This is a genomic window from Bradyrhizobium barranii subsp. apii, from assembly GCF_011516635.5.
GTDB lineage: Bacteria > Pseudomonadota > Alphaproteobacteria > Rhizobiales > Xanthobacteraceae > Bradyrhizobium > Bradyrhizobium barranii.
The window spans coordinates 146,590-161,942 of sequence record NZ_CP096256.1; the positions used below are offsets into that span (position 1 = coordinate 146,590).

5 protein-coding genes and 3 pseudogenes (1 of these 8 running past the window's edge) are annotated in these 15,353 nt (G+C 63.9%); 2 read left to right on the top strand and 6 right to left on the bottom strand.

The window, feature by feature from the left end:
• On the top strand, positions 1–9,690 hold the 3' end of the coding sequence (locus HAP41_RS47780) for a non-ribosomal peptide synthase/polyketide synthase (RefSeq protein ID WP_208012695.1). Its footprint begins 26,421 nt before the window's first position; the window shows 9,690 of its 36,111 coding nt (coding positions 26,422–36,111); its start codon lies beyond the left edge, outside the window; it ends in the stop codon at positions 9,688–9,690.
• 473 nt (positions 9,691–10,163) lie between these two features.
• Positions 10,164–10,412: a hypothetical protein gene (locus HAP41_RS47790; RefSeq protein ID WP_224581097.1), complete on the top strand. Its 249-nt coding sequence runs from the start codon at positions 10,164–10,166 to the stop codon at positions 10,410–10,412.
• Between the two features lie 55 nt (positions 10,413–10,467).
• Here HAP41_RS47790 and HAP41_RS47795 read toward each other — a convergent pair.
• From HAP41_RS47795 to istA, 6 genes and pseudogenes are all read right to left on the bottom strand, one after another.
• A pseudogene (locus tag HAP41_RS47795) lies at positions 10,468–10,587 on the bottom strand (ATP-binding protein); the annotation flags it as partial.
• Positions 10,588–10,599: 12 nt separating this feature from the next.
• A protein-coding gene (locus HAP41_RS47800; protein ID WP_166063836.1) for an IS630 family transposase occupies positions 10,600–11,546 on the bottom strand; the annotation gives its coding sequence in 2 pieces (ribosomal slippage) (positions 10,600–11,207 and positions 11,207–11,546; 948 coding nt in all).
• Between the two features lie 92 nt (positions 11,547–11,638).
• Positions 11,639–12,064 (bottom strand): annotated as a pseudogene (locus tag HAP41_RS47805) (ATP-binding protein); the annotation flags it as partial.
• A gap of 53 nt (positions 12,065–12,117) precedes the next feature.
• On the bottom strand, positions 12,118–13,392 hold the full coding sequence (locus tag HAP41_RS47810) for an IS256 family transposase (RefSeq protein ID WP_166064748.1): 1,275 nt from the start codon (positions 13,390–13,392) through the stop codon (positions 12,118–12,120).
• Between the two features lie 97 nt (positions 13,393–13,489).
• Positions 13,490–13,720: pseudogene (locus HAP41_RS47815) on the bottom strand (ATP-binding protein); the annotation flags it as partial.
• Positions 13,721–13,736: 16 nt separating this feature from the next.
• Complete coding sequence (istA, locus tag HAP41_RS47820) at positions 13,737–15,278, bottom strand: IS21 family transposase (protein WP_166065845.1); 1,542 nt, start codon at positions 15,276–15,278, stop codon at positions 13,737–13,739.
• Positions 15,279–15,353: the final 75 nt, after the last annotated feature.

The window sequence follows — 15,353 nt, forward strand, 5'->3', positions numbered from 1 at the left end:
ACGCGGGGGCTGAAGCGGCTGAGCCGGCAGCATGGCACGACATTGTTCATGACCGTGCTGGCGGGGTGGGCTGCGGTGCTGTCGCGTCTGTCGGGACAGGACGATCTTGTGATCGGGGTGCCGAGTGCCAATCGGGGGCACCGCGAGATCGAAGAGCTGATCGGCTTCTTCGTCAACACCCTGGCGCTCCGGCTGGACCTGTCGGGCGAGCCGAGCGTGTCGGAGCTGTTGGAGCGGACGCGGCGCACGGCGTTGGGAGCGCAGGAGCACCAGGAGCTGCCGTTCGAGCAGGTGGTGGAGATCGTGCAGCCGCCGCGGGCTCTTGATCATACGCCGTTGTTCCAGGTGATGCTGGCCTGGGAGAACAATGCGGTTGGGTCATTGGACCTGCCGGGGCTGAGTGTGGAAGCTGCCGGGGAAGAGATTGATCAGGTCAAGTTCGATCTGGAGCTGAGCCTTGGCGAGCAGGGTGAGGAGATCGCCGGAACGCTGGCTTATGCCACCGCGCTGTTTGATCAGACGACGATCGAGCGGCAGCGGGATTATCTGCTGGCGCTGCTGCGGGCGATGGCTGCCGATGCGCAGCAAGAGGTCGGGCGGATTGAGCTGCTGTCGTCCGCCGAGCGCACCTATCTGCTGGAGGAGCTGAACCGGACGGCGGCACCGTATCCTGCGGACAAGTGCATCCAGGAGCTGTTCGAGGCGCAGGTGCGCAAGGCGCCGGAGGCGGTGGCGCTGGTCTATCAGGACCAGCGCGTAAGCTATGGCGCGCTCAATGCGCACGCCAACCAGCTGGCGCATCATCTGATCGCCCTCGGGGTGAAGCCGGATCAGCCGGTGGCAATCTGCGTTGCGCGCAGTCCGCTGATGGTGGTGGGGCTTTTGGCGATCCTGAAGGCCGGCGGGGCGTATGTGCCGCTGGACCCGGCCTATCCGTCGGCGCGGTTGCGCCAGGTGCTGGAGGATGCGGCGCCGCGGCTGCTGCTGACCGATGCGGCGGGCCGCGCCGCCTTGGGCGATGTGGGCCTCGATGCGAGCGTGCTGGAACTCGATGCGGCGGCACCGGCCTGGGCCAGCCTGCCGGAATCGGATCCGGACCCGCGCGCGCTCGGCCTCACCTCCCGCCATCTCGCCTACGTGATCTACACCTCGGGATCCACCGGTACGCCCAAGGGCGTCATGGTCGAGCATCGGAGCACTGTCAACCTGCTGCATTGGAGCAGCGGCGTGTTTGCGGAATCAGAAATCAGCCGGACGCTGTTTGCCACCTCGATCAGCTTTGATCTGTCGATCTACGAGTGCTTCGTTCCACTCTCGCAAGGAACCAGGCTGCACCTTGTCGAGAATGCGCAAACGCAGTCGGATGTCTCCTTAATCAACACCGTCCCTTCGGCGATCGCCGCTCTGCTCGATCAGAAAGCAGTACCGGCTTCGACAAGCGTCATCAATTTGGCCGGCGAGCGGCTGAAGGCGGATCTCATCGCGAAGGCATTTGAGAGCAGTGGTGTCGAGAAGATCTGTAATCTGTACGGTCCTTCCGAGACAACGACCTACTCGACCTGGATTTGCATACGAAGGGGGGACGTTGTCGTTGAAACGATTGGCCGTCCGATTGCGAACACGCGTGTGTATCTGCTGGATGGTCATGGGGAGCCGGTGCCGTTCGGGGCGGTGGGCGAGCTCTGCATTGGCGGTGCGGGGGTGGCGCGGGGCTACCTGAACCGCCCTGAGCTGACGGCGGAGCGGTTCATCGCCAGCCCCTTTGTGGACGGCGACCGGCTGTACCGGACCGGCGACCTGGCACGCTACCTGGCGGGCGGCAATCTGGAGTTTTTGGGGCGCAACGACGAGCAGGTGAAGATCCGCGGCTTCCGGATCGAGCCGGGCGAGATCGCGGCGCGGCTCCTCGAGCATCCGGCGGTGGGTGATGCGGTGGTGGTGGCGCGCGAGGATGGCCGCGGCGAGCAGCGGCTCGTTGCGTATGTCGTCGCCCCCGAAGCTGAGGAATCTGATCTTGCCGGGGGTTTGCGCGCACACTTGAGTGCGCGGCTGCCGGACTACATGGTGCCGTCTGCGTTCGTGCGGCTGGCGGGGCTGCCGCTGACGGTGAACGGCAAGGTCGATCGGAACGCGCTGCCGGCCCCGGGCGAGGAGGCGTATGCGCATCGCGCCTACGCGCCGCCGCAGGGCGAGATCGAGACGGCGCTGGCAACGATCTGGGCCGAGCTTCTCGGTGTGGAGCGCATCGGGCGCCACGATCACTTCTTCGAACTGGGCGGCCACTCGCTGTTGGCAGTACAGATGTCGAGCCGGCTGTCGCAGGCGCAGGGTGTCGAGCTGCCGCTGCGGACGCTGTTTGCAAGACCGGTGCTGGCCGATCTGGCGGCAAGCATCGTCGAGCTGTTGAGCCGCTGCGGTCCGCAAGAGCTGCCGGCGATTGTGGCCGTGTCACGTCACGAGCCGCTTGTGCTGTCATTTGCGCAGCAGCGGCTGTGGTTTTTGGCGCAGCTGGATCAGGGCAGCACGCACTATCACGTGCCGCTGGCGTGGCGGCTGAAGGGTGGGCTCGACCGCAGCGCCTGGCAACGCAGCCTGGACCGTTTGTTTGCGCGGCATGAGGCGCTGCGCAGCGTCTTTGTCACCTCGGAGGGCAAGCTCCGGGTTGAGCTTCTGCCGGAGGAGGCGGGGCTGCCGGTCGTGGAGCACGATCTGCGGGGCAGGCTGGATGCGGACGCCGCGCTGTCGCAGCTGTGCCAGCAGGAGGCGCGCACGCCGTTTGATCTGGCGCGGGGCCCGCTGATCCGCGGCCGGCTGATCCGGCTGTCGGACGAGGCGCACGTGTTGCTGCTGACCCAGCACCACATCGTCTCGGACGGCTGGTCGCTGGGCGTGTTGGTGGGCGAGCTCACTCAGCTGTACCGGGCATTCGCGGCTGGGCAGGACGATCCGCTGCCGCCGCTTGCGATCCAGTATCCGGACTATGCTGCCTGGCAACGGCAGTGGCTGTCGGGGGAACGGCTGCAGCGCCAGGCGCAGTATTGGCGCAGCAATCTGTCCGGCGCGCCGGCCCGTCTGGCGCTGCCGACGGACCGGCCGCGGCCGGCGCAACAGTCGTTTGCCGGGGCGACGGTCCCGATCATCATTGATGCGGATCTGACGCGGGGGCTGAAGCGGCTGAGCCGGCAGCATGGCACGACATTGTTCATGACCGTGCTGGCGGGGTGGGCTGCGGTGCTGTCGCGTCTGTCGGGACAGGACGATCTTGTGATCGGGGTGCCGAGTGCCAATCGGGGGCACCGCGAGATCGAAGAGCTGATCGGCTTCTTCGTCAACACCCTGGCGCTCCGGCTGGACCTGTCGGGCGAGCCGAGCGTGTCGGAGCTGTTGGAGCGGACGCGGCGCACGGCGTTGGGAGCGCAGGAGCACCAGGAGCTGCCGTTCGAGCAGGTGGTGGAGATCGTGCAGCCGCCGCGGGCTCTTGATCATACGCCGTTGTTCCAGGTGATGCTGGCCTGGGAGAACAATGCGGTTGGGTCATTGGACCTGCCGGGGCTGAGTGTGGAAGCTGCCGGGGAAGAGATTGATCAGGTCAAGTTCGATCTGGAGCTGAGCCTTGGCGAGCAGGGTGAGGAGATCGCCGGAACGCTGGCTTATGCCACCGCGCTGTTTGATCAGACGACGATCGAGCGGCAGCGGGATTATCTGCTGGCGCTGCTGCGGGCGATGGCTGCCGATGCGCAGCAAGAGGTCGGGCGGATTGAGCTGCTGTCGTCCGCCGAGCGCACCTATCTGCTGGAGGAGCTGAACCGGACGGCGGCACCGTATCCTGCGGACAAGTGCATCCAGGAGCTGTTCGAGGCGCAGGTGCGCAAGGCGCCGGAGGCGGTGGCGCTGGTCTATCAGGACCAGCGCGTAAGCTATGGCGCGCTCAATGCGCACGCCAACCAGCTGGCGCATCATCTGATCGCCCTCGGGGTGAAGCCGGATCAGCCGGTGGCAATCTGCGTTGCGCGCAGTCCGCTGATGGTGGTGGGGCTTTTGGCGATCCTGAAGGCCGGCGGGGCGTATGTGCCGCTGGACCCGGCCTATCCGTCGGCGCGGTTGCGCCAGGTGCTGGAGGATGCGGCGCCGCGGCTGCTGCTGACCGATGCGGCGGGCCGCGCCGCCTTGGGCGATGTGGGCCTCGATGCGAGCGTGCTGGAGCTCGATGCGGCGGCACCGGCCTGGGCCAGCCTGCCGGAATCGGATCCGGACCCGCGCGCGCTCGGCCTCACCTCCCGCCATCTCGCCTACGTGATCTACACCTCGGGATCCACCGGTACGCCCAAGGGCGTCATGGTCGAGCATCGGAGCACTGTCAACCTGCTGCATTGGAGCAGCGGCGTGTTTGCGGAATCAGAAATCAGCCGGACGCTGTTTGCCACCTCGATCAGCTTTGATCTGTCGATCTACGAGTGCTTCGTTCCACTCTCGCAAGGAACCAGGCTGCACCTTGTCGAGAATGCGCAAACGCAGTCGGATGTCTCCTTAATCAACACCGTCCCTTCGGCGATCGCCGCTCTGCTCGATCAGAAAGCAGTACCGGCTTCGACAAGCGTCATCAATTTGGCCGGCGAGCGGCTGAAGGCGGATCTCATCGCGAAGGCATTTGAGAGCAGTGGTGTCGAGAAGATCTGTAATCTGTACGGTCCTTCCGAGACAACGACCTACTCGACCTGGATTTGCATACGAAGGGGGGACGTTGTCGTTGAAACGATTGGCCGTCCGATTGCGAACACGCGTGTGTATCTGCTGGATGGTCATGGGGAGCCGGTGCCGTTCGGGGCGGTGGGCGAGCTCTGCATTGGCGGTGCGGGGGTGGCGCGGGGCTACCTGAACCGCCCTGAGCTGACGGCGGAGCGGTTCATCGCCAGCCCCTTTGTGGACGGCGACCGGCTGTACCGGACCGGCGACCTGGCACGCTACCTGGCGGGCGGCAATCTGGAGTTTTTGGGGCGCAACGACGAGCAGGTGAAGATCCGCGGCTTCCGGATCGAGCCGGGCGAGATCGCGGCGCGGCTCCTCGAGCATCCGGCGGTGGGTGATGCGGTGGTGGTGGCGCGCGAGGATGGCCGCGGCGAGCAGCGGCTCGTTGCGTATGTCGTCGCCCCCGAAGCTGAGGAATCTGATCTTGCCGGGGGTTTGCGCGCACACTTGAGTGCGCGGCTGCCGGACTACATGGTGCCGTCTGCGTTCGTGCGGCTGGCGGGGCTGCCGCTGACGGTGAACGGCAAGGTCGATCGGAACGCGCTGCCGGCCCCGGGCGAGGAGGCGTATGCGCATCGCGCCTACGCGCCGCCGCAGGGCGAGATCGAGACGGCACTGGCAACGATCTGGGCCGAGCTTCTCGGTGTGGAGCGCATCGGGCGCCACGATCACTTCTTCGAACTGGGCGGCCACTCGCTGTTGGCGGTACAGTTGATGGAGCTTCTGCGGCGGCGGTCGCTGGGCATCGAAGTGCGCACCCTGTTCGTCCAGCCGGTGCTGGCGGATCTGGCCGCAAGCCTCGGCCACCATCAGGAGGTGGCGGTCCCGGCCAACCTGATCACCGAACGGAGTGCGGCGATCACGCCACAGATGCTGCCGCTGATCGAGCTGGCACAGGACGAGATCGACCGGATCATCGCCACGGTGCCCGGCGGGGTTGGCAACATCCAGGACATTTACGGCCTGTCGCCGCTGCAGGACGGCATCCTGTTCCATCATCTGCTGGCGGCAAAGGGCGATCCATACCTGCTGGTATCGCAGATGGCGTTTGCCGAGCGTGGGCTGCTCGAGCGCTATCTTGCCGCGGTCCAGCGGGTGGTGGATCGGCATGACATCCTGCGCACCTCGTTTGTCTGGGAGGGGCTGTCGCAGCCGGCCCAGGTGGTGTGGCGGAAGGCGCAACTGGAGGTGACCGAGGTCGAGCTGGATGGCGCTCATGGTGCTGGCGCCGAGCAGCTGAGGGAGCGGTTTGATCCGCGCCGGCACCGCATCGAGCTTGGCCGGGCGCCACTGCTGCGGTTTGTGATTGCGCGCGAGCCCGGCAGCGCGCGCTGGCTGCTGCTGGAGCTGCAGCATCATCTGATCGGGGATCACACCACGCTGGACGTGATGCATGCTGAGGTCCGGGCCGAGCTGGAGGGGCGCCAGCATGAGCTGCCGGCGCCGCAGCCGTTCCGCAATCTGGTGGCGCAGGTGCATCTACGCGGTGATGCCGAGGCGGACGAAGCGTTCTTCCGGGAGCTGCTGGCCGACATCGACGAGCCGACCACGCCGTTCGGCTTGAGCGAGGTGCGCGGCGACGGCGGCGGGGTTCGTGAGGCGCATCGGTTGTTGCCGCCGGCGCTCCATGCGCGGCTGCGGGAACAGGCGCGGCGGCTGGGCGTCAGTCTGGCAAGCCTGTGCCATCTGGCGTGGGGGCAGGTGGTGGCGCGCAGCAGCGGCCGCGAGCAGGTGGTGTTCGGCACGGTGCTGTTCGGCCGCCTGCAGGGCAACGCCGGCGCCGACCGCGCCATGGGGCTGTTCATCAACACCCTGCCGCTGCGGCTTGATCTTGATGGGACTGCGGTCGAGGCGAGCGTGCGAACCACGCATGCCCGGCTGGCCGAGCTGCTGGCACATGAGCATGCCTCGCTGGCGCTGGCGCAGCGCTGCAGTGCCATTGCGGCGCCGGCGCCGCTGTTCAGCGCGTTGTTGAACTACCGCCACAACACCGCGGCGGTCGCCACCGCAACCGATGACAGTCTGGTGGGCGTGGAATGGCTGGGCGGGGAGGAGCGCACCAATTATCCGCAGACCTTGTCAGTGGAGGATTTTGGCGAGGCGCTCGGGCTGACGGCGCAGGTGGCGGAGCCTATCTCGGCGGATCGGATCTGCGGCTACATGCAGCGGGCGCTCGAGCAGCTGGCAGAGGCGCTGGAGCGGGCGCCGGACACGCCGGTGCGGGAGCTGGACATCCTGCCAGCGGACGAGCGTACCTATCTGCTGGAGGAGCTGAACCGGACGGCGGCACCGTATCCTGCGGACAAGTGCATCCAGGAGCTGTTCGAGGCGCAGGTGCGCAAGGCGCCGGAGGCGGTGGCGCTGGTCTATCAGGACCAGCGCGTAAGCTATGGCGCGCTCAATGCGCACGCCAACCAGCTGGCGCATCATCTGATCGCCCTCGGGGTGAAGCCGGATCAGCCGGTGGCAATCTGCGTTGCGCGCAGTCCGCTGATGGTGGTGGGGCTTTTGGCGATCCTGAAGGCCGGCGGGGCGTATGTGCCGCTGGACCCGGCCTATCCGTCGGCGCGGTTGCGCCAGGTGCTGGAGGATGCGGCGCCGCGGCTGCTGCTGACCGATGCGGCGGGCCGCGCCGCCTTGGGCGATGTGGGCCTCGATGCGAGCGTGCTGGAACTCGATGCGGCGGCACCGGCCTGGGCCAGCCTGCCGGAATCGGATCCGGACCCGCGCGCGCTCGGCCTCACCTCCCGCCATCTCGCCTACGTGATCTACACCTCGGGATCCACCGGTACGCCCAAGGGCGTCATGGTCGAGCATGCTCAGATCGTTCGTTTGTTCGAGGCGACGCAGGAATGGTATGGGTTCACTGAACAGGACGTATGGTGCCTGTTCCATTCCTTCTCGTTCGACTTCTCGGTGTGGGAGTTGTGGGGCGCACTGCGTTATGGCGGTCGTTTGATTCTTGTGCCGAGCGACACCGCTCGCTCTGCTCCTGACTTCGATGATCTCATCTGCAAGTCCGGCGTTACAGTTCTGAATCAGACCCCTTCGGCTTTTAAAGCTCTTGTGGATCTGGAGCGTCAGCGCGGTGCTCGAAACCGCCTTCGCTACGTTATTTTGGGTGGAGAGGCTCTGGAGCCATCGATTCTGAAGCCGTGGTATGCAAGGCATTCAGATCGTGCACCACAATTGATCAACATGTACGGTATTACGGAAACGACCGTGCATGTCACCTATCGGTCTCTTGATCAGTCTGACACCACCGATTCGGGCAGTCAGATCGGAAGGCGCATTCCCGATCTTCGGATCTATCTGCTGGACGATCATGGGGAGCCGGTGCCGTTCGGGGCGGTGGGCGAGCTCTGCATTGGCGGTGCGGGGGTGGCGCGGGGCTACCTGAACCGCCCTGAGCTGACGGCGGAGCGGTTCATCGCCAGCCCCTTTGTGGACGGCGACCGGCTGTACCGGACCGGCGACCTGGCACGCTACCTGGCGGACGGCAATCTGGAGTTTTTGGGGCGCAACGACGAGCAGGTGAAGATCCGCGGCTTCCGGATCGAGCCGGGCGAGATCGCGGCGCGGCTCCTCGAGCATCCGGCGGTGGGTGATGCGGTGGTGGTGGCGCGCGAGGATGGCCGCGGCGAGCAGCGGCTCGTTGCGTATGTCGTCGCCCCCGAAGCTGAGGAATCTGATCTTGCCGGGGGTTTGCGCGCACACTTGAGTGCGCGGCTGCCGGACTACATGGTGCCGTCTGCGTTCGTGCGGCTGGCGGGGCTGCCGCTGACGGTGAACGGCAAGGTCGATCGGAACGCGCTGCCGGCCCCGGGCGAGGAGGCGTATGCGCATCGCGCCTATGAGCCGCCGCAGGGCGAGATCGAGACCACGCTGGCACAGATCTGGGCCGAGCTTCTCGGTGTGGAGCGCATCGGGCGCCACGACAACTTCTTTGCGCTCGGCGGCCATTCCCTGCTAGCTGTGCAATTGCTCAGTCGCGCACTTGATCTTGGGCTCAAGTTCAGTGCCGCCGACCTCTTCCAAGCCCCCGTTCTAAAGGAACTTGCATCAAAGACTCAATTGGAACCACAGCCCAGCAGTTCGAGAGTGATTTGTGTTCGAGCAACCGGATTGCAGCCGCCACTGTTCTTTGTTCCCACAGGTTTGGGCGACTGCTCCTATGTCCCCAGTTTGGTCCAGGAAATGAACGTAGAATGTCCTGTCTACGCTTTGCCATGGCCCCAATTCAGTGAAGTTCGAGTTCCAGATCTTGAAGAGATAGCCTCGCAAGTAAATTTGGCGATTAGAGAGATTCAGGCACGAGGTCCATATCGATTCGCTGGATATTCATCAGGAGGAGTCTTGGCCTACGCCATTGCGCAGCAGTTACTGGATCTTGATGAAGCTGTTTCATTCATCGCTCTAATCGATGTTGTGCTACCTGCAAAACCGTCAAGCGTATCACCCACCCAAATGTTGCGAGAAGCGTTGTTGGAATCTCTCGAATTAGACGACGAGAAGTTCAAAATGCTTGAACGCTTCGCTGAACAAAGTTCAATTTCTAAGCTCCTTGAAAAGGCCCAGAAAGTTGGGGCGATCCATTTGGATCGTGATCTCGAGAACGACATTCTGACGTATGAAAGGAGCATGCAGTTTCATAGGGCGCTGGACTTGTATGAGGTACCATCCCTACCGATTGAGATACATCAGTTCTATAGCAACGAGCATCTTAGCCGTCGCGCACGATCTCGCAAAAATTCAATAGATCCAGAGGGTGCGCCCCTGCGGGGTTGGGACCGCGTTCTGAGTGCGGAGGCCATTCATGCCGTGCCAATTCCGGGCGACCACGTGACTATGATGAGTGTCCCGGAGAACCGCCGAGTTCTGGCTCGACACCTATCAACGGCCTTAACAGCCGATAGACCCCCTCCCAAGAGTAGTGGCTCATAAAATTTCAAGATCATCGCCCGGTTAACAACTGAGAGGTAAACCGGTTTCAAGTCGGAGAAAGTGGACGACAAGTAGAGCATTCCGCGCGGCAATTAGGGGTTCTTCCGCACATTTGGTGCAGGGTGCAGGATTCACGGACAGTGCAAATAAGGGCATAAGGTCGGAATCGCAGTCGACGCCCGTGATTCGCCTTGCTCCAAGCCTTCCGCTCACTGGTTTCCTCCGAGCTTTCGATTGTCGAGATCCTTCCCCAGACCAACAGGGTGGTGCTCGTAGCTCGGCCGAAGTCAGCGGTCTCGCTCTGTCCCTGTTGCGGCTGCCAGACGTGTCGCGTCCACAGCCATTACGTGCGACGCTTAGCCGATCTGCCCTGGCAGGGTCGGGTTGTCGAAATCCGGCTTCACGCGCGACGGTTTCGATGCGCGAATCTGCAATGCCCGCGTCGGATATTCACCGAACGACTACCGGCAACGGTGCGGCCGAAAGCAAGACGCACAACCCGCCTCGGCGAGAGCCAACTGGCGATCGGCTTTGCGGTCGGCGGAGAGCCCGGCTCACGCCTGGCGCGCAAACTGGCCATGCCGGTCAGCGGCGACACCTTGCTCCGAATGATTCACTCGGCCCCGTTGCCGGATTTCGTTGCTCCGACCGTCGTCGGAATCGACGATTGGGCTTGGCTGCATATTTCAGTGATCGTGAGCAGCGATTTCGCGCGATCATGAGCGCCGAATTCAGACGATCGTGAGCAGCCTCGCTCCGGCCGAGGCGGTGATAGGGTCAGCGTTCTGGCTGCTCGTCAAGGGTGATGGTTTTGGCGTTGCGTTTTCGCATGCTTTCGCCAGCAAGCTGGAGGCGGTGAGCGTTGTGGACGAGGCGATCCAGAATCGCGTCGCCTAGAGCGTTTTCCGATCACGTTGCGTCGTAACCAGCCGCGACGAGATAATTTTGACATTCCTCGGGTGAGAAGCGTTTGAGAGCGTTGGCGATTGCTTGCCAGAGATCGGGCATGGTGCGGGCTGCGGCGGTCCGCAACAGCGCTTTCAGTTTGGAGAAGGCCATTTCAATCGGGTTGAAGTCTGGACTGTAGGGCGGAAGATAGAGCAGGCTAGCTCCGACCGCCTGGATGGCCTCTCGAACGCCATGGACCTTGTGAGCGGGCAAGTTGTCCATGATAACGGTATCGCCCGGCCGCAGCGATGGGGCGAGCAATTGCTCGACGTAGGCCAGGAAAGCGTCGCCATCCATTGGACCGTCCAGAACAAGCGGCGCGATCAGACCGTCGGAGCGCAATCCAGCGGTGAACGTCGTCGTCTTCCAATGTCCGTGTGGGATAGCTGCACGACATCGCTCGCCGCGTGGCGAGCGCCCGTAACGCCGCGCCATTTTGGTGTTGGCGCTGGTTTCGTCGATGAAGACGAGACGCTCAGGGTCAAGGTCGATTTGCCCTTCGAACCACTCCTCACGTGCGGCATTTATATCGCCGCGCCGTTGCTCGGCGGCGTGCGCTGTCTTTTTTTAAGTGTGATCTTTCTGCGCTGGAAAAAACGCCAGAGCGACGCGATGCCAGTCGATATTCCACGACGTTTCAACAGTTCTCGCAACTCGGCAAGCGTGATATCCGGCCTCGCTGTCACCGCCTCCAGAATCAATTGCGAATGCGCTTCGATGCGCTGCGATTTGCGGTCACCGCCCTGGCGTTTAGGAACGATGTCGCCAACTTTCTTGAGGCGACCGCGCCAGCGGATTGCACTGGCCGCGCTGACACCAAAGCGCTCAGCAGCCTGTCGACAGGACATGCCACCGTCAATCGCGGCTACCACCCTTTGGCGAAGATCAACCGAAAGCGCCCTGGCCATACATGCTGGCCTCCCTCGCCAGCATGCAGCTTGAATCTGACTCGCGCCGTTTTGGGAATCCCCACCCGATTCTTTCCGGTCGGAAAATGCTCTAGCGTGGGATCTCCGATAACTTCGTGCCATGTGTCCACAGGGAGTTGGCTGGTTACGATGGTGGAGGAGCGGCCATGGCGATCGTCAAGGATTTCCAGTAGATCGCGCCGCTCGGCAGCGGTGAGCACCGACAATCCCCAATCATCCAAAATCAGAACCTGGGCGCGGCCAAGGGTTTTGAGCAAGCGGGCATAACGTCCATCGCCCCGCGCGAGCCCCAACGCTTCGAACAATCTTGGGACGCGGTGATAGAGGACCGAGCGATTATCTCGGCAGGCCTTGTGGCCGAGGGCACAGGCTAACCAACTTTTGCCCAATCCGGTCGCCCCGGTTATGAGCAAATTCTCGTGGCGATCGATCCAGTCGCCGCTGGCGAGCTTGGCGAAGACGGCCCGGTCGATACCCCGCGGCGTGCGCAAATCGGGGGATGTCCCGATCGCTGTTGAACTACGTCGGGTCGACGTTGCCGGAATGAATATTACGCAGCCCTCGTGACGTGGGCAACGGACTTGATTGTCATGCGATCGTGGTGAGCTTGAAGGGCCGCACGCAGAACCGACAATTGCTTATGCGCCTTCAATCGTCGGAAGCCCTTGTTGGCCTCGATCATACCGGCCGCGACCCATCGCAAGGCCATACCGGCATCCCGCCAGCGTTTAACGTTGCGCGTGACGCGGCGAATGGTGCCCATCATGTTCTCGGCGATATTGGTACAGGCGAGCGATCGGCGAAGCTCCTTCGGCAACTTCAACCGGACGACAGTCAGGATTTCGTCGAGGCCTTCGAGGATACTGGCCGCAACGCCGGGCCATTGCTGGTCGAGTCGACGCGCGAGATTGCGGATCAATTTTTCAGCCTTGTCGGCGTCATCGAGCTCCCAGGCCTGGCGCAGCACCCGGCGGGTGGCCGCATGATGCTCTTTCGGCAGGCGTTCCATGATGTTGCGCGCCTTGTGGATCTGGCAGCGCTGGATCGCAGCGGCCGAACCGAAGGTGCGGCGGATCGCCTTCGACAACGCCTTCGCGCCGTCGGCGATGAACAGTCTTGGCACCGTCGGGTCGAGCCCGCGCGAGACCAGGTTGTCCAGCAGGGCCTGAACCGTTGCTGCATTCTCGGTCGCCCCTTCCACCAGCGCCAGCGGATGCTTGTTGCCTTCGCCGTCAACCCCGATCGCGGCCACCAGCACGAGATCGTCGTCGAGATGCAGCCCGTCGATTTGGACCACCAGAAGGTCGAGCGCGGACAGATCGGCAGCCATGAAGTCGGCCAGCCGCGCCGCCGACAGAGCCACGAACCTCCGCGAGGCCGCCGACTTCGAAATCCCCGATCCGGGCGGTGCCGGCACGTCACCCTCGGGCAGCCGGACGGCGCGGCCGAACCGGCGCGTCGACACATTGATCAGCATCAGGTTCATCGCCCAGCGACCGAGCCAGTCCTCCTGCGCCGCCGTTTCCCAGCTCGGGATCGTGACCTCGCGGCCGTCCATGCCCCGGACCCGCGGGCGATCGACCTCGATCTTGCCGCCGTGGAAACCGATCCGCCCCCGCGTTCGGCCCCAACGGTGCGCCCGCCGCGCCGCATCACGACCGTGGCGCGGCCCGCAGGCCGCTGTCACATCCGCCTCCATCATCGTGCCGAGCGCCTCGATTCCTGCCGCAAGGCAGAACCGATCGAAGCTCGCTCGCACTTCCGCAAATGATTTCTCCACAGCCCCGGTCGCCGGCCAACCAGCCGGTGTGATATCTCTCGTCATGGCGTTGCTCTCCTTTGTGGAATCAGCACCCCGAGCCTACCGGCTCAAGGTGGGCAACGCCGACCTCTTCAGAAATTCAACAGAACCCGGGACATCCCCGCAAATCGACGTCCTCCACGCAGGCATTCTGGCGGAGCGAGGCCAGCTTGAGGCGCGTGGTGAGCCGCCTGGTGTCGCGTTCCGCCGCTTCCCGGTCGACCAGCAGGCCGATGCGATCTTCGAACGGCAAGGCTTCGAGATCAGGCGATCGTCGCTGCTCCTCGAAGGCCTTGGCCATGCCGCTCAAGCCGAGCTCGATCAGGCGTTCGTGGGTGGGATGGTTGAGCATACAGGTCTCCTTGGCTTCAGTGAAAATAATCGCGGCCGCGGATGTTGCCGTGGCGCAGGGGTTGGTGTTCGGAGGGCTCGTCGAGAAAGGTACGATCCAGACCGTTCTGGAGGATGGAGCGGATCGAGGCGACGGATCGCGCCTTGATCAGAATGCCGCGCCGGCAGGCCGCTTCGACGCGCTCCGCGCTGTAGCTTTTGACCAGTGACAGAATGCCGAGGCAGGTGCGAAAGCCTTGCTCGGGATGCGGCCGGGCCGCGATCACGGCCTGGAAGAAGGCGGCGGTCGACGGACCGATCCGCTCGCCGGCGACGATCACTCCGGCGGGCGTCCATTGACCGTAGCGCCGATGGGCGCTGGGCATATGGTCGGCGATGGTGGTGTGGCCCCGCCGGTTGGGCGCGCGGGCGTGGCTGGCGATCCTGCGGCCGTTGTGGAAGATCTCGACCGTTCTGTCATCGATGCGTGCGTCGACAAGCTCACGGATGAGCCGATACGGCGCGGAATACCAGTGTCCATCGATCTCGATATGATAGTCGGGGCCGATCCGGCATCGCTTCCAGCGTGCGAAAGCGTAAGCCTGGTCCGGCAGCTTTGTAAGCTTGGGCTTGTCGAGCTCGGCGAACAGTTCGGCGCGACTGGCGCCAAAGTCGCGCATCTGCCTTGCATTGAGTTCGACGACGAGTGTTTTGATGGCTGCGTTCAGCTCCGCCAACGAAAAGAAGCGTTGGTTGCGCAGCCGCGCCAGAATCCATCGCTGGGCGACTTGCACCGCAACTTCGACCTTTGCCTTATCTTTTGGGCGCCGCGGCCGGGCTGCGAGAATGGCCGTGCCGTAATGGCTCGCCATCTCGGCATAGGTTCGGTTGAGGCCGGGATCGTGGCGGTCGGGATTGGTGACGGCGGCCTTGAGATTGTCGCAGACTACGAATGTCGGCACGCCGCCGAGGAAGGCGAAAAGATTGATGTGGACCCGGATCCAGTCGGCGAGCCCCTCGCTTGGACAGGCCTCGGCATAGGTATAGTTGGAGGCGCCCATCGCCGCGACGAACAGCTTCATCGACTGCACTTCCCCGTTTGAGGGATCGATGACGTCGATGGTGTCGCCGGCGAAATCCACGAAAACCTTCTCGCCGCCCAGATGCGTCTGCCGCATCGAAGGCCGGGCTCGCCCCTTCCAGGCCTCGTACGTCGTGCAGAACCAGGTGTAGCCGAAGCCATCGGGATGGGTGGCGCGATACTCGTCCCACAGCAGCCGACGGGTCACGTTGCGTCGGCGCAGCTCCTTGTCGACATAGCCCCAGTCGGGAACGGCCCGCTGGGGGCTCTGCGACGCAGGCCTCGGCGCCGGGAAAAGCAGCAGCTCCAGGTCCTCGTCGCTCATTCCGGCCGGCAACGGCCAGTTCAGCCCGGCAGCCCCGGCTCGGCGTAGATAGCTGTGCACGGCGCCGTTGCTGATGCCCAAGGTGCGCGCGATGGCTCGCTCCGGCAAGCCTTGAACATGTTTTAAGCGGAGAACCTCTTTGATCCGGCGCATCGACAATCTCTGGGTGGGCATCGGCCTTCCTCGTTCACTGACGAGGCAGTTCCTAAGCCGGTTGAGTTGTCGGCCGAAGCGGGCTGAGTTGCTGAA

What these genes read in the sequence shown, in the direction of transcription:
- HAP41_RS47810 (WP_166064748.1), bottom strand. Translation starts at nt 13,392, where the DNA reads ATGACGAGAGATATCACACCGGCTGGTTGGCCGGCGACCGGGGCTGTG.
- istA (WP_166065845.1), bottom strand. Translation starts at nt 15,278, where the DNA reads ATGCCCACCCAGAGATTGTCGATGCGCCGGATCAAAGAGGTTCTCCGC.